General features: G+C 69.5%; 26 protein-coding genes. 18 read left to right on the top strand and 8 right to left on the bottom strand.

Translation table 11 applies throughout. The features are described 5' to 3' along the window. Window positions 1-85 precede the first annotated feature (85 nt). From ACFY3D_RS02295 to ACFY3D_RS02285, 3 genes are all read left to right on the top strand, one after another. Complete coding sequence (locus ACFY3D_RS02295) at window positions 86-433, top strand: GntR family transcriptional regulator (RefSeq protein ID WP_350947448.1); 348 nt, start codon at window positions 86-88, stop codon at window positions 431-433. A gap of 38 nt (window positions 434-471) precedes the next feature. Next, window positions 472-1,467, top strand: coding sequence for a DUF1648 domain-containing protein (locus ACFY3D_RS02290; RefSeq protein WP_389973789.1), 996 nt, complete (start codon window positions 472-474; stop codon window positions 1,465-1,467). A 256-nt stretch (window positions 1,468-1,723) separates the two neighbouring features. Continuing rightward, window positions 1,724-2,647, top strand: coding sequence for a CPBP family intramembrane glutamic endopeptidase (locus ACFY3D_RS02285; protein ID WP_389973786.1), 924 nt, complete (start codon window positions 1,724-1,726; stop codon window positions 2,645-2,647). Between the two features lie 151 nt (window positions 2,648-2,798). Here ACFY3D_RS02285 and ACFY3D_RS02280 read toward each other — a convergent pair whose 3' ends face one another. Both ACFY3D_RS02280 and ACFY3D_RS02275 read right to left on the bottom strand, forming a co-directional pair. Next, window positions 2,799-3,737 carry an adenosylcobinamide-GDP ribazoletransferase gene (locus ACFY3D_RS02280; protein ID WP_389973783.1) on the bottom strand — a complete coding sequence of 313 codons (939 nt, stop codon included), beginning with the start codon at window positions 3,735-3,737 and terminating at the stop codon, window positions 2,799-2,801. Between the two features lie 99 nt (window positions 3,738-3,836). After that, window positions 3,837-4,889, bottom strand: coding sequence for a bifunctional adenosylcobinamide kinase/adenosylcobinamide-phosphate guanylyltransferase (locus tag ACFY3D_RS02275; RefSeq protein ID WP_389973780.1), 1,053 nt, complete (start codon window positions 4,887-4,889; stop codon window positions 3,837-3,839). 527 nt (window positions 4,890-5,416) lie between these two features. Here ACFY3D_RS02275 and ACFY3D_RS02270 point away from each other — a divergent pair. Next, a complete protein-coding gene (locus tag ACFY3D_RS02270; RefSeq protein ID WP_350947453.1) occupies window positions 5,417-5,623 on the top strand; it encodes a hypothetical protein in 207 nt (68 codons plus the stop codon). 90 nt (window positions 5,624-5,713) lie between these two features. On the opposite strand, the gene ACFY3D_RS02265 is transcribed toward ACFY3D_RS02270, so the two are convergent. Further along, window positions 5,714-6,712 (bottom strand): aldo/keto reductase family protein, encoded by a 999-nt coding sequence (locus tag ACFY3D_RS02265; protein WP_350947454.1) that lies wholly within the window; start codon window positions 6,710-6,712, stop codon window positions 5,714-5,716. Between the two features lie 55 nt (window positions 6,713-6,767). Between ACFY3D_RS02265 and ACFY3D_RS02260 the strand changes: the two genes are divergently transcribed. Further along, complete coding sequence (locus ACFY3D_RS02260) at window positions 6,768-8,189, top strand: SMI1/KNR4 family protein (RefSeq protein WP_389973777.1); 1,422 nt, start codon at window positions 6,768-6,770, stop codon at window positions 8,187-8,189. A 126-nt stretch (window positions 8,190-8,315) separates the two neighbouring features. Here ACFY3D_RS02260 and ACFY3D_RS02255 read toward each other — a convergent pair whose 3' ends face one another. Beyond that, window positions 8,316-8,924 carry a DUF3043 domain-containing protein gene (locus tag ACFY3D_RS02255; RefSeq protein ID WP_350947456.1) on the bottom strand — a complete coding sequence of 203 codons (609 nt, stop codon included), beginning with the start codon at window positions 8,922-8,924 and terminating at the stop codon, window positions 8,316-8,318. Window positions 8,925-9,072: 148 nt separating this feature from the next. On the opposite strand from ACFY3D_RS02255, the gene ACFY3D_RS02250 reads away from it, so the two are divergent. The 7 genes from ACFY3D_RS02250 to ACFY3D_RS02220 all read left to right on the top strand — a co-directional run bounded on the left by ACFY3D_RS02250 (window position 9,073) and on the right by ACFY3D_RS02220 (window position 16,205). Further along, window positions 9,073-9,918: a PspA/IM30 family protein gene (locus ACFY3D_RS02250; RefSeq protein ID WP_350947457.1), complete on the top strand. Its 846-nt coding sequence runs from the start codon at window positions 9,073-9,075 to the stop codon at window positions 9,916-9,918. Next, a complete protein-coding gene (locus ACFY3D_RS02245; protein WP_362895714.1) occupies window positions 9,915-10,193 on the top strand; it encodes a hypothetical protein in 279 nt (92 codons plus the stop codon). Before ACFY3D_RS02250 ends, ACFY3D_RS02245 begins: the two co-directional genes overlap by 4 nt. 9 nt (window positions 10,194-10,202) lie before the next feature. After that, entirely contained in the window at window positions 10,203-11,108 is a 906-nt protein-coding gene (gene htpX / locus ACFY3D_RS02240; RefSeq protein ID WP_350947459.1) for a zinc metalloprotease HtpX, read from the top strand. Window positions 11,109-11,164: 56 nt separating this feature from the next. After that, on the top strand, window positions 11,165-11,755 hold the full coding sequence (locus tag ACFY3D_RS02235) for a hypothetical protein (RefSeq protein ID WP_389973774.1): 591 nt from the start codon (window positions 11,165-11,167) through the stop codon (window positions 11,753-11,755). Window positions 11,756-12,077: 322 nt separating this feature from the next. Beyond that, window positions 12,078-14,591 (top strand): protein kinase, encoded by a 2,514-nt coding sequence (locus ACFY3D_RS02230; protein ID WP_389973771.1) that lies wholly within the window; start codon window positions 12,078-12,080, stop codon window positions 14,589-14,591. A gap of 1 nt (window position 14,592) precedes the next feature. Further along, on the top strand, window positions 14,593-15,345 hold the full coding sequence (locus ACFY3D_RS02225; RefSeq protein WP_389973768.1) for a maleylpyruvate isomerase family mycothiol-dependent enzyme: 753 nt from the start codon (window positions 14,593-14,595) through the stop codon (window positions 15,343-15,345). A gap of 134 nt (window positions 15,346-15,479) precedes the next feature. Beyond that, on the top strand, window positions 15,480-16,205 hold the full coding sequence (locus ACFY3D_RS02220; RefSeq protein WP_389973764.1) for an SIMPL domain-containing protein: 726 nt from the start codon (window positions 15,480-15,482) through the stop codon (window positions 16,203-16,205). A gap of 209 nt (window positions 16,206-16,414) precedes the next feature. On the opposite strand, the gene nadA is transcribed toward ACFY3D_RS02220, so the two are convergent. Then, window positions 16,415-17,569 (bottom strand): quinolinate synthase NadA, encoded by a 1,155-nt coding sequence (gene nadA, locus ACFY3D_RS02215; protein WP_389973761.1) that lies wholly within the window; start codon window positions 17,567-17,569, stop codon window positions 16,415-16,417. Between the two features lie 211 nt (window positions 17,570-17,780). Between nadA and ACFY3D_RS02210 the strand changes: the two genes are divergently transcribed. Both ACFY3D_RS02210 and ACFY3D_RS02205 read left to right on the top strand, forming a co-directional pair. Further along, window positions 17,781-18,134 (top strand): iron-sulfur cluster assembly accessory protein, encoded by a 354-nt coding sequence (locus tag ACFY3D_RS02210; protein WP_030910261.1) that lies wholly within the window; start codon window positions 17,781-17,783, stop codon window positions 18,132-18,134. Window positions 18,135-18,344: 210 nt separating this feature from the next. Continuing rightward, window positions 18,345-19,331 carry a carbohydrate kinase family protein gene (locus tag ACFY3D_RS02205; protein ID WP_350947465.1) on the top strand — a complete coding sequence of 329 codons (987 nt, stop codon included), beginning with the start codon at window positions 18,345-18,347 and terminating at the stop codon, window positions 19,329-19,331. 298 nt (window positions 19,332-19,629) lie between these two features. Here the strand turns inward: ACFY3D_RS02205 and ACFY3D_RS02200 are convergent, their stop codons facing one another. From ACFY3D_RS02200 to ACFY3D_RS02190, 3 genes are all read right to left on the bottom strand, one after another. Next, window positions 19,630-20,052 carry a CBS domain-containing protein gene (locus ACFY3D_RS02200; protein WP_362502106.1) on the bottom strand — a complete coding sequence of 141 codons (423 nt, stop codon included), beginning with the start codon at window positions 20,050-20,052 and terminating at the stop codon, window positions 19,630-19,632. 61 nt (window positions 20,053-20,113) lie between these two features. After that, window positions 20,114-20,383 carry a sulfurtransferase TusA family protein gene (locus tag ACFY3D_RS02195; RefSeq protein ID WP_389973758.1) on the bottom strand — a complete coding sequence of 90 codons (270 nt, stop codon included), beginning with the start codon at window positions 20,381-20,383 and terminating at the stop codon, window positions 20,114-20,116. 25 nt (window positions 20,384-20,408) lie between these two features. Then, on the bottom strand, window positions 20,409-21,545 hold the full coding sequence (locus ACFY3D_RS02190; protein WP_389973755.1) for a cysteine desulfurase family protein: 1,137 nt from the start codon (window positions 21,543-21,545) through the stop codon (window positions 20,409-20,411). Window positions 21,546-21,840: 295 nt separating this feature from the next. Between ACFY3D_RS02190 and coxB the strand changes: the two genes are divergently transcribed. From coxB to ACFY3D_RS02170, 4 genes are all read left to right on the top strand, one after another. After that, entirely contained in the window at window positions 21,841-22,515 is a 675-nt protein-coding gene (gene coxB, locus ACFY3D_RS02185; RefSeq protein ID WP_389973752.1) for a cytochrome c oxidase subunit II, read from the top strand. Next, a complete protein-coding gene (ctaD, locus tag ACFY3D_RS02180; RefSeq protein WP_389973749.1) occupies window positions 22,512-24,173 on the top strand; it encodes a cytochrome c oxidase subunit I in 1,662 nt (553 codons plus the stop codon). Before coxB ends, ctaD begins: the two co-directional genes overlap by 4 nt. Next, a complete protein-coding gene (locus tag ACFY3D_RS02175; RefSeq protein ID WP_350947470.1) occupies window positions 24,170-24,565 on the top strand; it encodes a cytochrome c oxidase subunit 4 in 396 nt (131 codons plus the stop codon). The genes ctaD and ACFY3D_RS02175 overlap by 4 nt, the downstream gene beginning before the upstream one ends. A 159-nt stretch (window positions 24,566-24,724) precedes the next feature. Next, on the top strand, window positions 24,725-25,954 hold the full coding sequence (locus ACFY3D_RS02170) for an Ig-like domain-containing protein (protein WP_362895697.1): 1,230 nt from the start codon (window positions 24,725-24,727) through the stop codon (window positions 25,952-25,954). Window positions 25,955-26,273 lie beyond the last annotated feature (319 nt).

The raw sequence follows: 26,273 nt of genomic DNA, 5'->3' as shown, positions 1-26,273 counted from the left end.
AGGGTTCATCCTACGAATCGTGTTCTTCGATGGTGCTATTCGGGGTGGCACCATCGGATGCATTGGTGCTAATGTCGCTAGCATCATGTTGCTCACCTTGGATCTGAACGATCCCCGGCCCCTGCACGAGCAGGTCGCCGAGGCGATCAGGCGCGCCGTCGCCGAGGGGTCGTACGCCCCGGGAGACCGGCTCCCGCCGGCTCGCGATCTGGCCGCCGCGTTGGGCATCAACGCCAACACGGTGCTGCGCGCCCTGAGGGACCTGCGCGACGAGGGGGTGCTGGAGTTCCGCCGGGGCCGCGGCGTGACCGTGCTCAGCCGGCCGAATCCGCGCAGCGTCATCGAGGAGAAGCTGCGCTCCCTGCTCGACGAGGCCGTCCAGTACGGCTACCGCCACGACGACGTCATCGAGCTCATCAGAGAACTGTCATGACCGGGCCGGGTGCCCGGTCCTTCGAAGAGGGGACCGACGTGGGTCTGCGAGCCCGATTCCTGTCCATCGCCACCGGCTGGTTCGGGCTGGTAACCGTCGCGCTGATCGCGGCGCCGTTGGCGCTGCGGGACCGGCTGCCCGATCCGGTCGCCACCCACTGGGGGGCGTCCGGCGCGCCCGACAACTCGATGCCGTTCCTCGTGTCACTGCTGTTCCAGGTGGGCCTGTGGACGCTGCTCGCGGGCGGCGCACTGGGGTTCGCGTTCGTCAACACCGCGATGTTCAGGCGCAGGACGAGCCGCATGGCGCTCGGCGCCGCGCTGGGAGGCGCCGGCCTGTTCTTCCCGGGGTTGCAGATCGTCACGCTGATGGCCAACCTCGACGCCCCTCATTGGAGGCAGGCCGACGACCTGGGGTGGGGCGCGCTGCTCGCGGTCGCGGGGCTGGTGCTGGGCGGCTGGCTCGGCGCGCTCGCCGCCCGCCCCGGGCCCGACGAGCGCCCTGAGCCGTCCGCCGTCCCCACCCGGCGGGTCCCGCTCCGCCCCGGCCAGCGCGCGGTGTGGGTCTCCTCTGTGAGCAGCGGCCCTCTCGTCGCGCTCAGCGGCTCCGTGCTGGCCGTGGGAGGAGGGCTCGCCGTGCTCGCCCTGATCGGTGGCGACAGCGCGTTGTGGGTCCCCGCGACGATCACGTTCCTGGCGGGTCTGCTGGCACTGACCTTCAGCTCGGTGCGGGTGCAGATCGCCGAGGAGGGTGTCGTGCTCTTCTACGGGCCGCTCCGCCTGCCCCGCAAGCACATCCCGATCGAGCGGGTGGAGCGGGCCTGGTCGGAGCGGCGGTTCCCGTCCGACGTCGGAGGCTGGGGCGTCAGGGGCCTGCCAGGGGCCGTGACGGTCATGATCCGCGGCGGGGAGTGCCTCGTGGTGGGTTACGTCTCCGGTGGCCGCTTCGCCGTCTCGATCGACGACGCGGAGAGCGGGGCCGCCCTGCTGAACACCCTCGTGGACCGGGCGGCCACCGGGCCGTCCGCCCGCTGACCTCCTGCCCTCCGTCCCGTCTTCTCTTCTTCGACCCTCTCCGACCTCCCCTGACCTTCGTCATTTGACGTCCTGTCCGCTGGGTGTCCTCTGGCCTTCGCCCGCTGCTCCGTCCTCCACCCGTCCGTCCATCCCGCTTCGTCCTTCGCATGTTCTTGTCCCCGCTCCCCGCGGTGTCCCGGCCCTCTCCTGCGGTCGTCTCCGCTGCTTTCCGCTCCTCCCGTTCCCCCGCGTTCAAGCCCCCGAAGGTGGTGTCATGCTTCGCCGACTCCCTGATCTGTGGTTGTTCCTGCTCGTCGCGTTCGGCCTGTCCTGGTTGTTCGCCCTCCCCATCTGGCTGATGGACGCCTCGACCAGCGCGTCCGTATTCATGGCGATGGGGGTGGCGATGATGTTCACCCCGACGCTCGCAGTCCTCGCCGTCCGGCTGCGCGACAGGCGCCGTGGAGACGTCACCACCAGGCGTGAGTGGGCCGTGCGAACCGGCCTGTCGGCGGGCGGAAGCCGGGGCCGCATGTTCGCACTGGTCGCACTCGCCTGGTTCGGCGTACCCGTGCTGGTCGTCGTCGCGACCGCGCTCAGCGTCGCCTTCGGCCTGCTCTCCGTCGACCTGCGGGAGTTCAGCCTGTTCCGCCAGAGTCTGGCGGCCGCGCCGGGCGGGCCGCCCCCGGTGGAGGTCGGAGTCCTGGTGATCGCGCAGATCGTGTCGATGGTGCTGGTCGCCCCAGTGATCAACTCGATCGCGGCCTTCGGTGAGGAGTGGGGGTGGCGGGGGTGGCTGCTGCCGCGCCTGATGCCGCTCGGCACCTGGCGGGCCCTGCTGGTGTCCGGAGTGATCTGGGGGCTCTGGCACTTCCCGCTCACCCTGCGCGGATACAACTATCCCGAGCTGGGGGCGTGGGCCGCACCGATGTTCATCGTCTTCTGCGTGGGCTTCGGAGCCCTGCTCAGCTGGCTCCGCCTCTATTCGGGAAGCGTCTGGCCCGCGGTCGTCGGGCACGGGTCACTGAACGCCTCCGCGGGCCTGGCGATAATCCTCGGTGACGCGGCAGACCCGCCGGTGTTCGTCGTCGCGGGGATCACGGGTCTGGTCGGCTCGGTGTTGCTGGCCGTGGTCTCGGCACTGCTGTTCAAGTACCGTCCGGTCGAGCGACCGGCCCCGGCCACCGTCGCCGCGTGAGAGCCGGGCGAGTGTTGCCTCACGCTCTTCCTTCGTTCGGCCGGCGTCCGCTGGACGGGACCCGTTCGGCCGGCGTCCGCTGGACGGGGCGAGAGCGATCGCACGCTTTGTTCGGGCAGGAGAAGTCCGGGCGGAAGACGGAAGAAGGCGGTCAGTTCGTGAGGATGGTGCAGGCCAGCAGGGTCGTCGCGGTGGCGATCTCGACGAGGGCGCCGAGCACGTCGCCGGTGACGCCGCCGAGTCGCCGTGCGGCCCTGCGCCGTACGGCCCAGGCCGCCAGCAGCCCCACGAGCATGGCGAGGGGGAGACCCCAGGGGGCGAGGAACCGCCCCACGCCCGCCACGGGAATCACATCGGTGATGCCCGTCAGGTCGTCGGCTTCCACGTAGGCGAAATAGCCGAATTCGCCGGAGGACCCGGAAGTCCACGGGCTGAAGGCGCCGATGCCGTGGAGATAGACCAGCGCCGTCGTTCCCGCGAGCACCAGCGCGGTCACGACCACCGCGACGCTCCGCCGCACGGTGCCCGCGACCATCGCGCCGAGTCCGTCGGGGCGTGCCGGGGGGATGCCCGTGCGGCAGGCCCAGGTAAGGGCGAGCCGTCCGGCGGTGCAGGCCGCGACCAGGATGATCACGGCCGCGCCCGCTCCGGCCCAGGTGATGGCCTCCTGTAGAGCCGCCACCTGGACCAGCAGGACGAGAATCAGCGTCACCACGCCGAAGGGGCCGATGTCCGACCGCTTCATGATCTCCAGCGCCCGCTCGGCGGGTTTGGCGCTGCCCAGCCCGTCGGCGAGGTCGGCCAGCCCGTCCAGGTGCAACCCCCGGGTGAGCAGTGCCACGGTCGCCACAGCCAGCACCGACGCCGGAAGCGACGTCATCCCCAGCCACAGTGAGATCACCAGCACCAGCCCGCCGCAGGCCCCGATCGCCGCGCCCACCAGCGGGGCCACCGCCATCGCGATCCCCCCTGCCCGGCGGTCGACCACCCCGGGACGGACCGGGAACACGCTCAGAGTGCCGATCGCGAGACGCACTCCGTCGATGAAGCCGGACGGGCCGTTCTCGGGCGGGGGCGAGGGCTGGGACATGACCGACGATCGTAGTTCTTGCGGCTCCCGGCACGGTGCTCGCATCCGTTCACCGTTCTTGATGGGGCCCGGGGAGCTTGAGGGGGCAGAGCCGAGGGGTCAGAGGGGGAGGGGCAGGAGACGGCCGGAGACGACGAGGGTGACGTCCTCCGACTCCAGGGCGAGGCGCTGGTTCAGGCGGCCGAGGGTGTCACGGAACATCCGCCCGCCGGCGGTGTCGGGCACCAGACCGAGACCGACCTCGTCGGAGACCGCGACGACCCGGGAGCGGGTCTGCCTCCAGGCCGCCACCAGGTCGTCGCACCGGGCGGCGACAGCCTCCAGGGCGCCGGGGGCGTCGCCGCCCGCTCCGCCCGGCCAGGCGTCGCACTCGTCGAAGACCGCGGCCACCCAGGTGCCGAGCCCGTCGATCAGCAGCGGGGTGTCGGCGGACCGCAGCACCTCGGACAGACCGGTGGTCTCGGCGGTGTCCCAGTGGGCGGGCCTTCGGTCGCGATGCGCCCGGACTCGGCGCAGCCATTCGGGATCGCCGTCGCCGGACGGACCGGTCGCGACGTAGAGCACCTTGGGCTCGGCCGCCAGCCGCAGTTCGGCCTCCGCCGACTTACCCGACCGGCTTCCCCCGAGCAGCAGGGTTCTCCTGGGCGGGGGAGCCGGAGCGGGAGGGGGCTCGCTCGTGTCGACGACCGTGCCGTCCGGTACGACGCGCACCCCCCACAGCGCGGCCCGCCGGGTCAGTTCCGTCTCCGTCGGCACCCGGTGGTCGACATCGACGGCCACCACGTGCGTCCGCTCGCCGACCAGACCTCGCCGGCGCAGGTCCCCGAGCCGTTCCGGCCGGTCCAGCACGTCCAGCAGCACCAGGTCCAGCGTCCGCTCACCCCGCTCGTCATATGAGGACCCATCGTGCGGAGACTCGCCGTACAAGGGATGGGTGAATGCGGCATAGAGGACGCGCCGGCCATCGGAGGTGGTGACGGTGAGGCCGTCAGGACCGGGCGAGGCGCGGTAACCGGGCGGGAGCGGGCCGGACAGCGGCAGCCGTGCGGGACCGTTGGGCGGCATCGAACGGTTGGGTGTCATCGAGTCGCCGGGGGTCGTCGAACCGCCGAGTGCGGTCGGCCTGTCGGAGAGCGTAGAAGTGTCGGGCACTGCCGGGTCGTCGGGCGAGGGGGAGCCGTCGAGCGGCAGAGGGCCGTCCGCTGGCGCCGAGACGCCGAGTACCACAGAGGTGGCACGACGGCCCGGCGTGACACGGGCGCAGGAGGCACACCCGCAGTCCGGGGACGGCCACCCGCCAGGGCCCGCCGTGCCGGAGATCAGAACCTTCACACCCGGTCTCCTGTCGCGTTGAAAGGTTGGTCGAGAAACCGCGAGCCCTCGCCTCCGGGAGGAAGCGGTCGGCGTACCGGGGGAACGTCCCGGCGGTGAAGAGCGGTCATCGTGTTTCTCATCGGTTCGCGGGAGTAAGCCGTCCGGCAGGCACCCGGTGCCGGCCGCCGACAGGTGAACACTCCGGTGTCCTGGACCTCGGGTGCTGCCTTCAGCTGGAAGCCCCCGGCTTCGGTCGTGAGAAGGAAATCAAGATCTCGCCTTCATGCCCGGGAGCGTCATGGAGAGGTAGGGTTCGCTGAGGCCGCCGAGGGGCACCGGCAGGACCTGCGAGAAGGAGTTGTGGCATGACGTGGCGCTGGCGTTACGAAGACGCGAACGGCGGCGAGGTGGTCGAGGGTGTTTCGCCCTCCGACACGTTCCCGAGCCAGGCGGACGCCGAGTCGTGGCTGGGTGAAAGCTGGCGTGAGCTGCTGGAGGCCGGGGTCGAGAGAGTCACCCTGATCGAAGGCGAACGTGTCGAGTACGAGGGAATGTCACTGCGCCCCGAATGAGTGCCCCGAATTCGGCGCACTGAATGACGTGGGTGAACGGAAACCCTTCGGCTTCTCGTTGAAGAACGAGAAGCCGAAGGGTTTTTGCCGCTAGGGGCGCCGCTCGGGGCTCACGGTCTTGGCGGGGTCGCGCTCGACAACCGGGCCGAGGATGTCGTCGATCTTCTTCAGCACCTCGGACTCCAGCTTGACCCCGGAGGCCTTGACGTTGTCGCGGACCTGCTCGGGCCTGCTGGCCCCCACGATGGCCGAGGCCACGTTGGGGTTCTGCAGCACCCAGGCGACCGCGAGCTGGGCCATGCTCAGGCCGAGGTCGGAGGCGATCGGTTCCAGCTGCTGGACGCGGGTGAGCACGTCGTCGTTGAGCATCCGGGCGATGAAGTTGCCCCCGGTGGGGTCGGTGGCACGTGAACCGGCGGGGGGCGGCTGCCCCGGCCGGTACTTGCCGGTGAGCACGCCCTGGGCGATGGGGGAGAAGACGACCTGGCCGACGCCCTCCTTCTCGCTCAGCGGCACGATCTCGGTCTCGATGACCCGCCACAGCATGGAGTACTGAGGCTGGTTGGAGACCAGGCGGTCGAAGCCCATCTCGTCGGCGATCTTCAGTGCCCGGCCGATCTGGTCGGCGGTCCACTCGCTGACGCCGACGTAGAGGACCTTGCCCTGGCGTACGAGATCGTCGAAGGTCTTGAGGGTCTCCTCAAGCGGTGTCTCGTTGTCGAAGCGGTGCGCCTGGTACAGGTCGACGTAGTCGGTCTGCAGACGGCGCAGCGAGCCGTGCAGCGACTCGGTGATGTGCTTGCGCGAGAGCCCTCGGTCGTTGGGGCCGGGTCCGGTCGGCCAGTAGACCTTGGTGAAGATCTCCAGGGACTCGCGGCGGACTCCGGAGAGGGCGCGGCCGAGCACCTCCTCCGCCTTGGTGCCCGCGTACACGTCGGCGGTGTCGAAGGTGGTGATCCCCTCGTCGAGTGCCGCCTGCACGCACTGCTTGGCGGCGTCCTCCTCTACCTGGGAACCGTGTGTGATCCAGTTGCCGTAGCTGATCTCGCTGACCATGAGACCGCTGCGGCCAAGGTGGCGGAATTCCATGATTCGAGATTAGTAGGCGCCATGCTTCGCGATGATTCGGGATACCTTGCCGGATGTGTTGCGGTTGATCACTTCTCGGAAGGTACGGCTCGCGCTCGCCGTCGTGACGCTGGCGGCGGCCGTCGTGGCGGTCGCACGCCTGTGGCGGCGAGCCGAGGAGCGCCGAGCCGGCTTCCCACGCGGGGGAGATCGGAGCGTCTCCCCACCGGGGCCGCAGACCGCCTCCCGCGTGGAGGGGACGGAGTCCGGCTCTGCCGAGAGGGCGGCCCCCGGAGCGGAGCGCGCACCGAGATGGCCTCCCGCGCCGATCCTCGGCACCCCCACGGACGAGGACCTCAGGCGGTACGCCGCCAGGACCCCCTCCGCCTTCCAGGCCGCCGTCGAGCGGACGTTCGAGCGGAGGCGGACGCCGAGAGAGCCGCTGGACGAGACCACCCGGCGCCTTCTGGTCCGCTGGGGAGCCGTGGGAGCGGGACTGTGCCTGTTCGCCGCGGGCACGCAGGTCCTGGAGAGCGCGGTCTTCTCGAACGGAGGGGAGACCATGGAGGTGATCGAGGTCGGGAGCCGGCCCGGCGCGGACGAACGGTGTGGGCCGGGACCGGTCGACCAGGACGACTCGGTGGCGCGCTACGTCGAAGAGGGGGAGACGGGGACGGTCGTGATCGGTTCCGTATGCGGGCACCGTCCGTGCGAGGGAGACCTGTGCGGCGAGGTGTCCAACCTGCGGGAACTCGCGGAGGCCGCCGAGAGGAGTCCGGGACCCACCTGGCCGTACGAGACCTCGCCCCCAAACGAGACGTACGAGACTTCGCCCCCGTACGAGAGTGTCGAGGCTCCCGACGCCGACTGCCGCCCGCGGGCGTCGAGTCCGCGGGTGCGGGCGCTCGATCCGAAGGTGACGAGGGCGGTGAACCGCGAGTGGCGTCGCATCGAGAGGTGGCTGGAGGCGAACGCACCCGCGACCCTTCGCACGCTGGGCGAACCCGCCCGCGCCCGTACGATCGCCGTCGCGGAGGCGCAGATGGGCCTGCGCTTCCCCGACGACCTGCGTGCCTCCCTGCTGCGGCACAACGGATCCTCCGTCGTGCCCGGCATCTCGCCGTTCGGGTTCCCGAACGCCTGGAACCTGGGGGTCCGCGGGATCCGCGACACCTGGCGGCGGCTGTGCGCGACGGACGGGGAGACAGGGGACGGGGCCGGCACCGTGGCGCGGGCGGAGTGGTGGGACGGACGGATGATCCCGTTCGGTGCCGACGACAGCGGAGGCGGTTACCTGGTGATCGACTCTGTGGCGCGCGATGTCGGTGCCGTCCATCACGAGGGCAGGACGAGCCTCACATCCGGGGGCGTCCGGCTCCGTTCGTACTACGGCCTGCTGAGGGCGACGGCGCGCGCCCTGGAGACCGGCGGGTCCATCGGCCACTGGAAACCGGTCGTCACCGACGGCGAGCTGGACTGGAACGTCGTCGAGGGCTGACATCGCCCGGGGGAGACGCCCTTCCGGCGGGAGAGAAGTGAAAAGTCCCGTCCCCTCATGGAGGGGACGGGACTCGGGGACGGATGTGCTCGGCCGCGGTGCTCCTCGGGTCGGGCTCCGCCGCCGTCAGTTCTTCGGCGGGACGGGCTTGCCGCCGGGCAGCACGGCGGGCGGCGGGAAGCGCAGTTTGCGGATCTGCAGCGCGCGCATGGCGGCGTAGAAGCCGACGCCCTTGAGGTTCTCGTTGGGGAACTTCTCGGCGGCGAGGTTCTTCACCTTCCAGGACACCCAGATCGAGGTGAGCAGCACGGTGACCATCATGAGCGGCCAGCCGACCGTGATCACCGCGGCGTAGATGTAACCGCGGACCTCGAGGGGGAACGGGATCCAGGTGAGCAGCAGGATGAGAAGGGAGAACGGCAGGAAGTACTGGCTGACGAGACGACGGGAGTCGACCCAGTCGCGCGCGAACTTCCTGACGGGGCCCTTGTCGCGGGCGGGAAAGTAGCGCTCGTCGCCGCGCAACATGCCCTCGCGCGCCTTGACGCGTTCGTTGGCCTGACGCTCGCGGAGGTTCTTGTAGGCCTCTTTGCGGTTTTGAGGGGCGTTCACCGGCTGCCGGCGACGGCCTTCGGCGTCCCGTCGCTTGGGTGTGGGACGCCCCTTGCCCGCAGGCTTAGGATCGTTAGCGGAGGCGGGGGAGTCGTCCGCGGTGGTCTGGGTACGTCGGAACACAACGTCAGCCTACCGGGACTGCAACTTAGTGACGCCCCCGCGCGTTATGCGTAGGGTGAACCCTATGGTGGCTCCGGTGCTTTTCGGTGGGGCTGGAATCACTTGGGGTGACCCGAAGCGCACTTGAAGAAGGGGACGGCCGACGCGCATGAGCGTGATGAAGAGACTTTCGCTGATCTTCAGGTCCAAGGCGAACAACGCGTTGGACAAGATGGAGGATCCTCGCGAAACCCTGGACTACTCATATCAGCGACAGCTGGAGCTGTTGCAGAAGGTGCGCCGGGGTGTGGCGGACGTCGCCACCTCGCGCAAGCGCGTGGAGCTCCAGATCAACCAGATCGAGGCGCAGGCGCGCAAGCTCGAGGAGCAGGGCCGTAAAGCGCTCGGGGTCGGCCGTGAGGACCTGGCCCGTGAGGCGCTGACCCGGCGCGGCAGCCTGCAGACCCAGATCGCCGACCTCCGCGTGCAGCACGACAACCTGCAGGCCGAGGAGGAGAAGCTCACCACGGCCTCTCACAGGCTGCAGGCCAAGGTCGACTCCTTCCGGACGAGGAAGGAGACGATCAAGGCGACCTACACCGCCGCCGAGGCGCAGACGCGGATCAACGAGGCCTTCTCCGGCATCTCCGAGGAGATGGGCGACGTCGGCCTGGCGATCCAGCGCGCCGAGGACAAGACCGCCTCCATGCAGGCCCGCGCGGGTGCCATCGACGAGCTGCTGGCCAGCGGCGCGCTCGACGACTTCAGCGGGCAGCGCGGCGACGACATCCAGGCCGAGCTCGACCGCATGGGCGGCGGGAACGACGTGGAGCTGGAGATCGCCCGGATGAAGGCCGAGCTGGGTCAGGGTCCCGCGCCGCAGGGCGCGATCACGCCCGGACCGGCTCAGCACCAGCAGCAGCAACCTCAGTACCAGCAGCAGCACCAGCAGCCTCAGCAGCAGCCGGAGTCCAACCAGACCCAGCAGCTGCGCCAGCCGGGGGAGGGCCTGTGATCGTCCGCATCATGGGGGAGGGGCAGATCGACATCGCCCCCGCCGACCTCGACGTGCTGAACGCGCTGGACGCCGAGCTGGAGGCCGCGATCGAGGCCGGCGAGGAGGATGCCTTCCGGGTGAGGCTGCACGCCCTGCTCGACAAGGTCCGTCACGTCGGCAAGGCACTGCCCGACGACAGCCTGGAGTCCTCGGAGCTGATTTTGCCTCCCGCTGACGCGTCCATGGACGAAGTGCGGGAGATGCTCGGCAACGAAGGACTGATCCCCGGTTAGATTGGGGATATGGCAAAAACCCGGTTTGCCCCGGACCGGGGCCTGACAAGGCGCATGGTGATCACCATGTTCCTGCTCGGACTGCTCTACGTGATCTTCGTGGCCGTGTTGATCGCGTTGGGCGTCCGGGCCGTCGTGGTGCTCGTGATCGCCGGTGGCATCCTGCTCGTGCAGTACTTCATGTCCGATCGCATCGCGCTGTTCGCGATGCACGGGCGTGTCGTCTCCCCGCAGGAGGCTCCCGAGTTGCACGGCATGATCGACAGGTTGTGCGCACTCGCCGACATGCCCAAGCCGCGGGTGGCGATCGCCGACTCGGACGTCCCGAACGCGTTCGCCACCGGCCGCAACCAGAAGAACTCCGTGGTCTGCGTGACCACGGGGTTGCTGCGGCGGGTCGACAGGGGCGAGCTCGAGGGCGTGCTGGCCCACGAGATGTCCCACGTGGCCCACCGCGACGTCGCGGTCATGACGATCGCGTCCTTCCTCGGCATCGTCGCCGGGCTCATGACCAGGGTCGCGCTCTACAGCGGCCTGGGCGGACGCGGGCGCGACGACAGAGGCGGCCTGCCGATCGGCCTCATCATCCTGCTCGTCTCGGCCCTGGTGTACGCGGTCAGCTTCCTGCTCACCCGCGCCCTGTCGCGCTACCGCGAACTGGCCGCCGACCGCGCGGGAGCGCTGCTCACCCAGCGTCCCTCCGCCCTGGCCAGCGCCCTCGTCAAGATCAGCGGTGAGATGGCCCGTATCCCGACGAGGGATCTGCGCGAGGCCGAGCCGTTCAACGCCTTCTTCTTCGCGCCGGCCCTGTCCGGCAAGGCGGGCCTGTCCGCCCTCTTCGCGACCCACCCGCCGCTGAACCAGCGCCTGGATCAGCTCAACAGGATCTCCGCCCAGCTCGGGCAGGGTGGATGACCGGACGCGCGGACAGGCGCGCCACGCCGTGCGGGGACGAGACGGAGGAGTGATCGATGCGCTGGTGGAACGTGCTGATGGGGCGCAGCGAACCGGCCAAGGCCGACCTGGACGCGCTGTTCGCGCTGCCTTCGGCCGCGGTGACCCTGCAGGCCGCCACCGGCCTGGCGCCGACGGGCGTGGGGGCGGTCTGCTTCCGCTCGGCCGAGGGCGGGGCGTTCGCCGAGCTGGAGCGCGACATCACCCAGCTGCTGAACGCCGGAGGCGGCCCCCCGGTGGAGTTCTCGAAGGACTCCTTCGGCTACACGTGGCTGCTGGTGCGCCGTGGTCCCGACATGCTCGGTGATCTCGTCACGGACCTGCACGCGGTCAACTCCTCCCTTGAGGCGGCGGGTTTCGGCCCCTCCCTGCTCTGCTCGCTCATCTCCTTCACCGACCCCGGCGGTCGCGGCCTCGCCCTGGTCTACCTCTACAAGCAGGGCACCTTCTACCCGTTCGCTCCGCTGCCCGCCGAGCATGGGACGGGGCAGACGCAGCGCAGGGACAACGCCCTGGAGCTGCAGGTACGCGGTGCGATCGGCGGCGAGCTGGAGATCGAGCCCGATCTCGGCCGCTGGTTTCCCCTCTGGGGCGCTCCCGGCCTCTGAAGGCCCGCCACCACGTGCCCGCGAGGTACGCGCCTGGCCTGGAGGGTTCGCCACCCCCGGTGACGTGCCCGCGTGGCGCGGTGAAGTGTGCCCGGCCTCCGAGACGTTCGCCCTCCGGCGCCGTGCTCGTGCGCCCGGCGAGGTGTGCCCGGTCTCGGGGAGGTTCTCCCGCGAACCCCTTTCCCGCGAGGCCCTGCCGTGTGACCGGTGGGACGCATGGAGCGTGCCACACCGGCCCGTCCGGCTTGCGGTTTGATGTACGTCCTGTGACCCTTTGCCCCCACAATGGGACCGGAAATCATCACGGGAGAAGGGTGTGACCATGGCGGACCTCGTGTCCCTGCGGCCCGGGGATCCCGAGAGGGTGCGGGAGTATCGGCTCACCGCCCGGCTCGGTGAGGGAGGCCAGGGAACGGTCTACCTGGGCGTTTCCCCGACGGGAGCGCGTGTCGCGGTCAAATTGCTCCGCGCGGATCTCACGCAGGACGAGGAGGCGATGGAACGCTTCGTCCGCGAGGTCAGCACGACCCAGCGTGTCGCGCCCTTCTGCACCGCCGCGGTGATCGAGACGGGTGTCGACGAGCATCGCCCGTACATCGTCAGCGAGTACATCGACGGTCCGACGCTCGACGCGGTCGTGACCGGCGAGGGACCTCGTGAGGGCGCGGGCCTGCACCGCCTGGCGATCGGCACGGTCACCGCGCTCGTCGCGATCCACCAGGCGGGGATCGTGCACCGCGACTTCAAGCCTTCCAACGTGCTGCTCGCCTCCGACGGCCCCCGAGTGATCGACTTCGGTATCGCCAAGGCGCTCGACCGGACCTCCACGCTGACCGCGATGGCGATCGGCACCCCCTCCTACATGACCCCCGAGCAACTGGCGGGGGAGAACGCGGGCTCGCCCGCCGACATGTTCGCGTGGGGTTGCACGATGGTCTTCGCGGCCACCGGGCAGCCGCCGTTCGGCACGGACAGCCTTCCGGCGATCTTCAACCGGATCATGAACATGGAGCCGGAGCTGGGAGCGATCGCCGATCCGGCGCTGCGCGACCTGGTCGGGCAGTGCCTGTCCAAGGACCCCACCCAGCGTCCCACCGCGGGAGAGGCGCTGTTGAGGCTGCTCGGCCACGCCGGTGGTCCCGGTGACACGGGCGGTGCGACCGGCGCCGCCCTGCCCACCGCGCCGCGCGGCATCCTCGCCGAGGGCTCGGCCGCCGCGGCGCAGCGGACCGGCCCCGGCGGACATCCGGGCGGAAACGATCCCGAGCACACCGCGTACGGGCAGCGGCGTCCGCAGGGCGAGGGGCAGCACTCGGGGCCGCAGCCTTATCCCCAGCAGAGCGGGCCCGGCGTGGGCTACCCGATGGGGAGTCCGCAGGGTGGCCCCGCCGGTCATGTCCCGCACCTCCAGCAGTCGAACCCGCACGGTCATGTGCCGAATCCCCAGCAGTCCGATCCGCGCGGCCAGGCTGCGTATCCCCAGCACCTTCAACAGTCGGACCCACGTGGCCACGCCCAGCAGTCCGGGCCGCACGGTTACCCGCAGCAGGAGCCGCCCACCCGGCACTTCCCCGGCGGGTATCCCGGTCACGACGGCTACGCGGGCGGCTACCCCCCGCAGGGCCCCGGGCATCCGCAGCCCGGATATCCCGGACAGCCCGCACCTCAGTCCTACGGCGCTCCCGCGGCCTTCCCCTCCTCCGCGGGTCCCCAGTACCAGAACCCCGGGCCGACGTACCCGGGCCGGTCGGCCCCCGAGCGGCGCGGGCGCAAGATGTGGCCGGCGATCGTGGGGGGTGTGCTGGTCACCGCGCTCGTGGCCGGGGGCGTCGTACTGGCGACGCGCGACACCACGGAGACGCCGGGGGGCACACAGGCAGGTGTCACGAAGGGCGTGAGCACCCCCGCGCCCACCCCCACCCCCACCGTCCCGACGGTGCCGCAGGACACGAGCACGATCAAGCTGCCCGGCAGCTCGATCACCCTCCACGAGAGCACGCAGGACCCGATCAAGCTGAGCTCCTACAGCCTGGAGTGGGACAAGACCCTCTACGTTCGTCGGCAGGGCACCGAACGGTTCGTCAAGAACGACAAGTACTTCCAGTACACGGTGAACGCCGCGGGCACCCAGGCGCTGGGCACCGACCGGATCTACGACACGGACAGCTACGCGATCGTCTCGGTCATCGATCATCGATCCGGTGCGGCGACCAGGATCAGGGTCACCAAGGCGCCGGTCTACCCGACGCTGCCGCAGTGGTCACCGGACGGCAAGCGCGGTCTGGTCACCCTGTATGAGGCGGTCGGCGACACCAGCAAGGAGTACGGCTTCGCGATCATCGACGTCGCCACGAAGAAGGCGAGGGTCGTCCGCGTGAAGGAGAAGGACGCCGGCACGTGGAGTTACTTCTGGAGGGGGGACGGCCGGGCCGTCGGCACCTGGGCGCTCACCGGCAAGACCCAGCGCATCCGCTTCTACGACACCCAGGGCACCGTGCTGCAGACCCTGCTGGACGTGGGCACCCCGATCACGGTCGAGGGCGACGACATCTCCCCGTCCGGCTCCTCCCTGCTGACGTACTGCAAGGAGAGTAAGAAGGAGATCTGCGTCTGGTCCACCGGCTCCGACGCACCCGCGAAGGTCAGGATCCCGTTCGAGACGGAACGGCTCATCGGCTGGTACGACGACGAGCACATCGCGGGCTGGCGGCGCAAGGGCTCCGGCTACGAGGCGGTGGTGTTCGACTTCAAGGGGAAGGCACAGCGGGTGCTGGCCACCAGCACCGACGCCAAGGAGTACGAGAAGCAGTTCATGCGCTTCACACGAGAGGGCTGACATGAGGGAGTGGACCCACGCCGAGCACACCGCGGCCGCCGCCGCGGAGATCACCCGGATGGCCGACGTGCTGCGCGGACGTGACCTCTCCGTTTCCGTGCTCACCTGTCCCGGCTGGGATCTGGCGAGGCTCACCGCCCACACCGGAGGCGTGCATCGGTGGGTGGCCGCCATGGTGCGGGACCTGGCCGAGAGGCGCTACGACCGCGACGGCATGGACATGGGCCTGCCCGCCGACCCGGCCGGATATGCCGCCTGGCTCGGCGAGGGCACCTCCTTCCTGCCCGAGGCGCTGCTGTCGCGGGATCCACAGGAGCCGATGTGGTCCTGGGGAGGGGAGCGGCGGGTGCGGTTCTGGTCGAGGCGGATGCTGTACGAGACCCTGGTGCACCGGGTGGACGCCGAGCTCGCGCTGGGCGTCCCGGTCGCGATCGACGAGCACGTGGCGGCCGACGGGGTCGAGGAGTTTCTCGACATCCTGCCGCATGTGAAGTGGAACCCGGACGTGGCCGAGATCAGGGGCGGTGGTGAGACGATCTCGCTGCAGGCCGACACCGGAGCCGGGTGGGTGATCACTCTCGACCCCGACCGCTTCCACTACCAGCGGTCCCTGCGACCGGGCACCGTGACCGTGCTCGCCGCCACGTCGGCCGACCTGCTCCAGGTCGTGTGGGGACGCCGCAGCCCCGACGACTACGCGATCGAGGGGGACGGCGGGCTGCTGGGCTGGTGGCGGGGGCTCGCCCGGATCTAGGCTCGCCCGGCTTCCCCGGCAGGTCCCCGACCCGTGGGGCGAAGGCAAAACAGCCGTCCGAGGTTCGGCCAAGACACGACAGGGAGCGCGCGGGGCTCGCCGCCGCGATCACGGTCCCGTGGTGTCATGACTCCATGATCAGGATGTCTCAGGCGATCACCTCGGCGGTGCTCGTCACCACGGGACTGTTCTTCGCCGGTCTGTCCGGCGGCACCGCGCTCGCGGATTCCGATTCCTCCGTGGCGACCGTGGAGGGCGGCCGCCCTCACATCACGGTCGTGGGAGAGGGCAGCGTGTCCACCACCCCCGACATCATGCGACTGGACACCGGCGTCGAGGCGCGCCGTCCCACCCCCGGTGAGGCGTTCACCGCGGCCCGTGCCGCCGCCGCCGACCTGACGCAGGCACTGCTCGCGGCCGGGGTCGCGCCGAAGGACCTGCGGACCGACGAGCTCACCCTCGCCCCCGAGTACAAGGACTACCCCACGATCTCCGGATACCGGGCCACGCAGGGCATCGAGGCGATAGTGCGCGACCTTGACAAGGCGGACGACGTGGTGGACGCGGCGGCCGCCGCCGGAGAGGCGGTCCGGTTCAACGGTGTCACCTTCGAGGTGTCCGACAACCGGGTGCCGCTCAGGCTGGCGCGCGATATCGCGTTCAGGGACGCGAAGAGCCGTGCCACGCAGTACGCCAGGCTCGCGGGCCGAGGGCTCGGCCGCGTCATGGAGATCACCGAGCAGAACGTCACCCCGCCGACGCCGTTCGTCGGCTTCGCCGCGGCTGTCGACAGGGCGTCGATCAGCCCCGGCACCAAGAACGTGTCCGTCAGCGTCAGGGTGGTCTACGAGCTCGAATAGGCCCCGCTCACGCGGTGCTCCCCCGACCCCGGGTACGCGACAGGTCCCCGGCACGCGACGGGCCCCGGCGGGTCACCACCCGCCGGGGCCCGTCCACTTGAGGTCCCTGAGGTCCCTGAGGTCCCTGAGGTCGGGGTGGAGCCGCAGGGACCCCGAGCCCGGCAGGATCAGGGATCGAGACCTTCCCCGGCCGGGGCCTGGCCATGAGGTCAGGGCAGGGCGAGCATCCGGTCCAGGGCGACCCCGGCCCAGTGGGCGGTGTCGGCGTCCACGGTGATCTGGTTGACGACCTGACCGGAGGCGAGCGACTCCAGCGCCCACACCAGGTGCGGAAGGTCGATCCGGTTCATCGTCGAGCAGTAGCAGACCGTCCGGTCCAGGAACGTCACGTTCTTGTCGGGGAACATGGCGCCGAGCCGCTTGACCAGGTTCAGCTCGGTGCCCACCGCCCAGGAGGATCCGGCCGGAGCCTCCTCGATCTTCTTGATGATGTACTCGGTCGAACCGACGTGGTCGGCCTTGGTGACCACCTCGTGCCTGCACTCGGGGTGGACCAGCACGTTGACGCCGGGGATGCGGGCGCGGACGTCGTCCACGCACTCGGGGCTGAAGCGGCCGTGCACCGAGCAGTGCCCCTTCCACAGGATCATCTTGGCGTTCTCGAGTTGCTCGGCGGTGAGGCCGCCGTTCGGCCGGTGCGGGTTGTAGACGACGCAGTCCTCCAGCGACAGGCCCATCTCCAGCACCGCGGTGTTGCGGCCCAGGTGCTGGTCGGGGAGGAAGAGCACCTTCTCCCCGCGGGAGAAGGCCCACTCCAGGGCGCGCCTGGCGTTGGAGGAGGTGCACACGGCGCCGCCGTTGCGCCCGCAGAACGCCTTGATGTCGGCGCTGGAGTTCATGTAGGTGACGGGGACGGTGACCCCGGCGATCCCCGCGTCCTCCAGGGCCTCCCAGCACTCCTCGACCTGGTCGAAGGTGGCCATGTCGGCCATCGAGCATCCCGCCGCGAGGTCGGGCAGCACGACCTTCTGGGAGTCCGAGGTGAGGATGTCGGCGGATTCGGCCATGAAGTGCACACCGCAGAAGACGATGTACTCGGCGCCGGGCCGGGCCGCGGCCTCCTTCGCGAGTTTGAACGAGTCGCCGGTCACGTCGGCGAACTGGATGACCTCGTCACGCTGGTAGTGATGGCCCAGCACGAAGACCCTGTCGCCGAGTGCCGCCTTCGCCCTCCTGGCGCGCTCGACGAGCGCCGGATCGGAAGCGGACGGCAGCTCGCCGGGACAGTCGACGCCGCGCTCGCTGTGCGGGTCGACCCCCCTGCCGAGGACGAAGAGCGGAAGCCCGGTCTCGGTGGTCGTCATGGCCACACCCCCTTATCGTCTAAGTGACGACTAATGATGACACACAGGATTGGGGCTTTATTCCGGGGGAGGGGTCTTTGTCCAAAGGTGGATGGTTCTGGCGGCTGAGGAATGTGTGCCGGGGGACGGGTGTTGGTAGCGTCTGAGAAGGACGTCAAAAACAGACAGCCGTTCCCGGGGAGCGGCCGACGCAGACGCGGGAGTCACCAACATGTCGGTTGAGAGCAGCGAGACCACGGCGCAGGGCCTGATCCTCAGTTCCGCGGCCGCGGCGAAGGTCAAGAGCCTGCTGGAGCAGCAGGGCGAGGAAGGTCTCCAGCTGCGCGTGGCCGTGCAGCCCGGCGGCTGTTCCGGCCTGCGCTACCAGCTCTTCTTCGACGACCGTTCGATGGACGGCGACGTCGTCTCCGACTTCGACGGCGTGAGCGTGGTCACCGACCGGATGAGCGCCCCCTACCTCGTGGGCGCCACCGTCGACTTCGTCGACACGATCGAGAAGCAGGGCTTCACGATCGACAACCCCAACGCCACCGGCTCGTGCGCCTGCGGCGACTCGTTCAACTAGGCGAGTTCTCCGCGAGGCGGGCGAGCGAGAACGCCCGGCCCCGCGGGGGTGACATCGGTCACCCTCGCGGGGCTTTCGCGTGCGCGGCCGCGGTAGCACGCTGACACGAGCGGGACGCGAGCAAGGTCGCGTATTCTTGCGTGGCTCATCTTCCCGCGTGGACCAACCGCCCGCGTTTCCAGAGATGCTGACAACGAGGAGAAGAACCCCGTGCGCATCGCCGTCACCGGCTCAATCGCGACCGACCAACTGATGACCTTTCCCGGCCGCTTCAGTGACCAGCTCATCGCCGATCAGCTCCACCGGGTCTCCCTGTCGTTCCTCGTGGACGACTTGCAGGTCCGCCGCGGCGGCTGCGCGGCCAACATCGCGTTCGGAATGGGCTGCCTGGGCCTCAGGCCCGTCCTGGTCGGCGCGGTCGGCTCCGACTTCGCCGACTACCGCTCCTGGCTGGAGCGCCATGGCGTCGACTGCGACTCCATCCACGTCTCCGAGACGCACCACACCGCGCGCTTCCTGTGTACGACCGACGAGGATCACAACCAGATCGCCTCGTTCTACACCGGCGCGATGGCCGAGGCCCGCCTCATCGAGCTCGGTCCGGTGGCCCAGCGGATCGGTGGCCTGGACCTGGTGCTGATCAGCCCCAACGACCCCGAGGCGATGCTCAGGCACACCGCCGAGGCGCGCCAGCGCGCGATCCCGTTCGCGGCCGATCCCTCCCAGCAGCTCGCCCGTATGCCCGGGGAGCAGATCCGTGAGCTGGTCGACGGCGCCGCCTACCTGTTCGGCAACGACTACGAGAAGGGCATGATCGAGCAGAAGACCGGCTGGAGCGACGAGGAGATCCTCGGCCGGGTCGGCGTCCGCGTCACCACGCTCGGTCCCAAGGGCGTCGTCATCGACCGCGAGGGCGAGCCGTCCCTGCACGTCCCCTCGGCGCCCGAGCTCGGCAAGGTCGACCCCACCGGCGTGGGCGACGCCTTCCGTTCCGGCTTCCTCGCCGCCCTGGCCTGGGGGCTGTCCCTGGAGCGTTGCGGCCAGGTCGGCAACCTCACCGCCACCCACGTCCTGGAGCGTGTCGGCGGCCAGGAGTACGAGCTCGGCCAGAAGGTCTTCCTGGAGCGCCTCGCCGACGCCTACGGTGCCGACGCCGCGGCCGAGGTGGCCGCCTTCGTGAAGTGCCACCACGCCTGAGCCACCGCGCCTGAGCCGCCGCGCCTGACCACCAGGCCTGAGCCACCGGGCCTGTGACGCTCCTCCCGAGTCGCCACGGCCGTGACGGTCATCCCTGAGCCATCACGGCCGCGACGCCTCGGCTGAGCCGTTGCGCCACGGCGTCTCTTCGGACCCATGTCTTTCCCGGGCACCGTGTTCGAGCCGCCGATCGGAGCACCGCCGGGCCGTCGCCCGGCGGTGGCCCCGGCCGGTGCCGCCGGTACGGCGGCCACCGTCAGGCACCTGTGCCGGTCTGGTGCCGGCCGGGTGCCGGGTGTCAGAGATTCGCGTAGACGCGATGCACGAACTCGGCCATCTTGTCGTCGGGCAGCTTCCTCGCCAGATCGGCCTCGGTGATCATGCCGACGATGCGGCCGTCCTCGATCACCGGCAGCCTCCGGATCTGGTTCTCCTCCATCTTGGCGAGCGCCTCCTCGACGCTCGCGTCCGACGACACCCAGACCAGGCCGGTGGCGAGGTCTTCCGCGGTCGTCGTGGAGGGGTCGAGGCCGTGCGCCACGCACTTGACCACGATGTCGCGGTCGGTGATGATCCCCTTCAGCCGGTCGTCGCTGCCGCAGATGGGCAGGGCGCCCACGTTCATGTCCCGCATCATCTGCGCCGCCCGGTCGAGTGTCTCGTGTGCCTCGACGCACCTGACCCCGGTGTGCATCAGGTCTCTCGCCGTCTCACCACTCATGTCGTCCCCCCGAACTGTTTGGGCGTGTTTCCGGGAGGGTCATACCCAATTTCGGGACATGTCAGTAATTGCGGCGCACGTGGATGGCCCAGCCGCCCTCGGGGCGTTCGTGGCTGCCCACGTGGTGGTGCGATTTCAACCGGCACCAGGCCGGGATGTCGGTGAAGGCGGCCGGGTCGTCGGCGAGGACCGCGACGATCCCCTCGCGCGGCACGTCGTTGATCTGGGCCGCGAGCATGATGATCGGGATCGGGCACTTCTTGCCCAGCGCGTCGATCGTGAGGGCTACCGGCTGCGCCGATCCCGCCGGGGTGGCCTGGCTGGAGGTCATCGCGTCTTCACTCCCCGAATGTTGATCAAAGCTTGACCCCCGCCTCCTCGCGGATCCTGCGCACCATGCCCGGCAGGACGGAGAGGAAGCGGTCGACATCCGCCGTCAAGGTGCCCCGGGGCAGCGAAACGCGGACGTTCCCGTGCGTGAGCACGCCCATGGCCTCCAAAACATGCGACGGACGAAGCGTACTCGCCGTGCAGGAACTGCCGGACGACACCGAGAACCCGGCCTTGTCCAGCTCGGTGAGCAATGCCTCACCTTCCACGTAAAGACACGAAAAGGTGACGATATGCGGTGCCCGAGCGACCGGATCACCGATGACCTCGACGTCGGGGACGAGCCGGGGCACCTCGGCCCTGACGCGATCCACCAGCGCCGAGAGCCTGGCCGACTCCACGGCCGACTCGGCCACCATGGCGCGCAGCGCGGCGGCCGCGGCGACGATCGCGGGGACGTTCTCGAACCCGGGGACCCGGCGGCGCTCGCGGTCGTCCTCGGGCAGGGGGGTGCGCCACCGGGTGCCCTTGCGGACCACCAGCACGCCGACCCCGGCGGGCCCGCCCCACTTGTGCGCGCCGGCGGCGAGCACCGACCAGCCGGGGGGCGGCGGCATCCTGCCCACCGTCTGGGAAGCGTCCACCAGCAGGGGCACCCCCGCCTCCGCGCACGCCGCCGCCGCCTCGGCGACCGGCTGGAGCGTGCCGACCTCGTGGTTGGCGCTCTGCAGGCAGGCCAGCGCCGTGCCCTCGGCGCGGACCGCCTCGCCGAAGGCGCCGGGGTCGACCGCGCCGGTGATGTCGACGCCGACCGTCTCGACCGAGCCGCCGTCGCGCTCGTGGACGCCCGCCGCGTGCAGCACGCTGGAGTGCTCCACGGCCGAGGTGACCAGGCGGCGGCCCGTCCTGCGGCGTCCGTGCAGGGTGCCGAGGACGCCCAGGTGCACCGCCTGGGTGCCGGAGGTGGTGAAGGAGACCTCGTCGGGCCTGGCGCCCAGCGCCTCGGCCACCTCGACACGCGCCTGTTCCAGTAACATCCTTGCCCGGCGGGCGGCACCGTACAGTCTCGCGGGGTCGGCCCAGCCGACGTCGAGGGCCGCGATCAGAGCCTCGCGAGCCTGGGGGTGCAGCGGCTCCGTGGAGGCCGCGTCGAAGTACGCCACCTCTCAATCGTCGCACCACGCGCGGTGCGCACGGGGGCTGCGGGGGAGGGCGAGGGTGGTCCGCGCTAATGTGTCCCCCAGCGTGAAGCTGTGAACTACGAAATCTTGAACGTGAACAAACGACCGCCCAGGAGCGACTCCTGGGCTTCATCTGTGGGGTAGGCGATCCGTGAGTCCGACCCGCCGTTCTGCACGGCGTCCGTTGGCCCGCCGCCGGGTGCCGCGCGCTGCCGCTCTGGCACTGCTGCTGGTTTCCCTGACGGCGTGCAGTGCCGAAGACTGGTCCCGAGCCGGCTTGCCCGAGGGCGTCACCAAGCAGTCCGAAGCCGTCCAGAGTCTGTGGAACGGATCGTGGATCGCCGCCCTCGCCACCGGTGTGGTCGTGTGGGGCCTGATCCTGTGGTCCGTCGCCTTCCACCGTAAGAAGAAGAACTCCAAGGACGAGTTGCCGCCTCAGGTGCGGTACAACCTCCCGATCGAGATCCTCTACACGGTGGTGCCGATCATCATGGTCGGCGTCTTCTTCTTCTTCACCGCGCGCGACCAGAACTACATCACCAGCATGTCCGAGAAGCCCGACGTGACGGTCAAGGTCGAGGGCTTCCAGTGGAGCTGGCGTTTCACCACGGAGTACAACGGCAAGACCGCCCAGGTGGTCGGCCAGCCCGCCTCCGACTACACCAAGGGGCCGCAGCTGGTGCTGCCGGCCGGCAGGAAGGTGAGGTTCGACCTGCACTCGCCGGACGTCATCCACTCCTTCTGGGTCCCGGCGTTCCACTTCAAGCTCGACGTGATCCCCGGGGTGAACAACAAGTTCGAGGTCGACACCCTGGACAAGCCCGGCACCGTCCACGCCGGGCGCTGCGCCGAGCTCTGCGGCGTCGACCACAGCCGGATGCTCTTCTCGGTGAAACTCGTCACCCCGGATGAGTTCGACCAGTACATCGCTAGCCAGGCGGGTGCCCAGTGACCGCACTTAACGAACCCCTCGTCCACTCCCCGGTGCCGCCGACCCGTAAGGGCTCGATCATCACGAAGTGGGCGTCGTCCACCGATCACAAGATCATCGGACACCTCTACCTGATCAGCTCGTTCATCTTCTTCCTGATCGGCGGCGTGATGGCGCTGATCATGAGGGCGGAGCTGGCGCAGCCCGGTCTGCAGTTCACCAGCAACGAGCAGTTCAACCAGCTGTTCACCATGCACGGCACGATCATGCTGCTGATGTTCGCGACCCCGCTGTTCGCGGGCTTCGCCAACGAGCTCATGCCGCTGCAGATCGGCGCCCCCGACGTCGCGTTCCCGCGGCTGAACATGGTCAGCTACTGGCTCTTCACCTTCGGCAGCCTCATCGCCCTGTCGGGCTTCATCACCCCGGGCGGCGCGGCGAGCTTCGGCTGGTTCGCCTACACCCCGCTGTCGAACGCGATCAGCTCGCCCGGGATCGGCGGCGACCTGTGGATCGTGGGCCTCACCATCAGCGGTCTGGGCACGATCCTCGGCTCGGTGAACTTCATCACCACGATCATCTGCATGCGCGCGCCCGGCATGACGATGTTCCGCCTGCCGATGTTCACCTGGAACGTCCTGCTCACCTCGATCCTGGTGCTGATGGCCTTCCCGGTGCTGGCCGCCGCGCTGCTCGCGCTGGAGGCCGACCGCAAGCTCGGCACGCACATCTTCGCCCCCGAGACCGGCGGCGCGCTGCTCTGGCAGCACCTGTTCTGGTTCTTCGGGCATCCTGAGGTCTACATCATCGCGTTGCCCTTCTTCGGCATCGTGACCGAGATCCTGCCGGTCTTCAGCCGCAAGCCGCTGTTCGGCTACATCGGCCTGGTCGGCGCGACGATCGCGATCGCGGGTCTGTCGATCACCGTGTGGGCGCACCACATGTTCCCCACCGGACAGGTGCTGCTGCCGTTCTTCTCCTTCATGACGTTCCTCATCGCGGTGCCCACCGGGGTGAAGTTCTTCAACTGGATCGGCACCATGTGGCGCGGCCATCTGTCGTTCGAGTCACCGATGCTGTTCTCGATCGGCTTCCTGGTGACGTTCCTGTTCGGTGGCCTGACCGGCGTCATCCTCGCCTCCCCGCCGCTGGACTTCCAGGTCTCCGACTCCTACTTCGTGGTCGCGCACTTCCACTACGTGGTCTTCGGCACCGTGGTGTTCGCGATGTTCGCGGGCTTCTACTTCTGGTGGCCCAAGTTCACCGGCAAGATGCTGAACGACACGATGGGCAAGATCCACTTCTGGACGCTGTTCATCGGTTTCCACACCACCTTCCTGGTGCAGCACTGGCTCGGCGCGCAGGGCTTCCCGCGCCGCTACGCCGACTACAGCCCGATCGACGGGTTCACCGATCTCAACATGATCTCGTCGGTGGGCGCGTTCCTGCTGGGCGCCTCCACGCTGCCGTTCCTGTACAACGTGTGGAAGACCCACAAGACCGCGCCGAAGGTCACCGTGGACGACCCGTGGGGTTACGGCAACTCCCTCGAATGGGCGACGTCCTGCCCGCCGCCGAGGCACAACTTCACCTCGCTGCCCCGCATCCGGTCCGAGCGCCCGGCGTTCGACCTCAAGCACCCGCACATCCCGGCCCGTGAGCTGGAGGAGAACCGATGAAGGTCCAGGGCTGGCTGTTCATCCTCTGCGGCGTCTTCTTCGCCGCCGTGGACGTCGTCTACTGGTACTGGTCGAAGGAGCCGGTCGGCACGACCGCGATGGCCATCTCGGTGGGCTTCGCGTTCATGATCGGTTACTACCTCATGTACACGGCCCGCCGCATCGGCGACCAGCCGGAGGACGACAAGCAGGGCGAGATCAGCGACGGCGCGGGGGAGCTCGGCTTCTTCAGCCCGCACAGCTGGTGGCCGCTCTTCGTCTGCCTCGCCGTCGCGCTCAGTGGGGTCGGCCTGGTCATCGGCTGGTGGCTGTTCCTGATCGGCGTCTTCGCGATCGTGATGAGCATGATCGGTTTCGTCTTCGAGTACTACCGGGGCAACTTCTCGCACTGACCCCGCGCTTCTCACCACAAACCGGGCGGGCCACGGAAAAACTTCCGTGGCCCGCTTTTTGGCGTTTATTGGACGCTCCAGGCGGTCGTCTTATGTGGCGAACCGCTTACTCCGGGTAATAACTGACTCAGTGGTTCAGTCCGGGACAGGGGAGTTCATGTGGGGCACGCGATCCGTGGTCGGAGCCAGGGAGCGGGACTGCTTGCCCTCGCACTGGTGACGGCCTCCTGCTCGGGAAACACCGCCGTACAGGGCGAGAAGGCGCCGCAGGCGTCACAGAACCCGGCCGCCGCGGCCGCGGCCGTCACCGTGGCCCCCCTCGACAGGGCCACGGGGGTCGCCACGGACACGCCCGTCCTGGTCGCGGCGCAGGGGGGCACCCTCAAGCAGGTCGCCGTGAAGGCCGTGAAGGGCGCCAAGGGCTCCCTGCCGGGCGTTCTCAGCGCCGACGGCACACAGTGGCGCAGCAGCGGCCTGGCGGCTCCTGGAGCCTCCTACGAGGTCTCCGTGACGGCCGTCAACCCGGAGGGCGCCGTCACCACCAAGACCTCCACCTTCTCCACGGTGAAGGGGAACGAGACCTTCACGATCGAGAGCTTCATGCCGGGCAGGGACTCGACCGGCCTCACCGTCGGCGTCGGCATGCCGGTGATGATCACCTTCGACCGGGACGTCACCGACCGCGTCTCCATCGAGCGCAACCTTCTCGTCCGCACCTCCAGGCCGGTCCTGGGCGCGTGGCACTGGTTCGACAACCGGAACGTGCACTTCCGCCCGAAGAACTTCTGGCCCTCGGGCACCAAGGTCAGGGTCGAGGCCCGCCTCGCGGGGGTGCGCGGCGGCGACGGCCTGTACGGGGCCGCGAACAAGGTCGTCAACTTCAAGATCGGCCGCTCGCAGATCACCCGGGGCACCATCCAGTCGCACAACCTCACGGTGAAACGCAACGGCAAGGTCGTCCGCGAGATGCCGATGAGCGCCGGGCAGGGCGGCGACTGGAAGTACCACACGACCAGCGGGGTGCATCTCGCCATGTCCAGGGAGAACGTCACCGTGATGACCTCCCCGGGCATCGGTCCCGGTTCCCCCGGCTACTACCAGCTGACCGTCTACGACACCGTCCGCATCTCCAACAGCGGCGAGTACATCCACAGCGCCCCGTGGTCGGTCGGCTCCCAGGGCAACTCCAACGTCAGCCACGGATGCGTCAACGTCAGCCCGAGCAACGCCAAGTGGTTCCTCGACAACACCCTGATCGGGGACCCGATCATCATCACCGGCTCGCCCCGCGTCCTGGAGCCCACCAACGGGTGGGGCCACTGGCAGGAGAGCTGGAAGGAATGGCTCAAGTGGAGCAGCCTCAAGCACTTCACCACCGACGACGTCTGACGGCCCCGGTGCGAGGACGCGGTTGAGCGCCTCGGGGCGGGGACGGCCACCGGCCGCGGCGCCCTGAAATCCGCCGAGGGCGGGAGACGCGGCTTGGGCGCCCCCGACTCCCGGTCTGGTACACGAAAGCCCCCGAGAAGCCCTCTGAGGGCCTTCCGGGGGCATCATGGCAGCTCAGATGTCTCCGTCCGAGGTGTCGCCGTGCTCCCGGCGGCGCGGAGACGCCCTCCCGCGCCGTGACGGGTGCCGCCGCGTGAGCCCGCGCGGCCTCGGTGCTCCCGGCGGCTCACCGGCATCGCCTTCGTGGTGCCGAGAGGGG

The sequence above is a fragment of the Streptosporangium sp. NPDC000509 genome, assembly GCF_042898365.1.
GTDB lineage: Bacteria > Actinomycetota > Actinomycetes > Streptosporangiales > Streptosporangiaceae > Streptosporangium.
The sequence above is the reverse complement of the archived record's forward strand: the minus strand, read 5'-3'. Positions and strand labels throughout refer to the sequence as shown.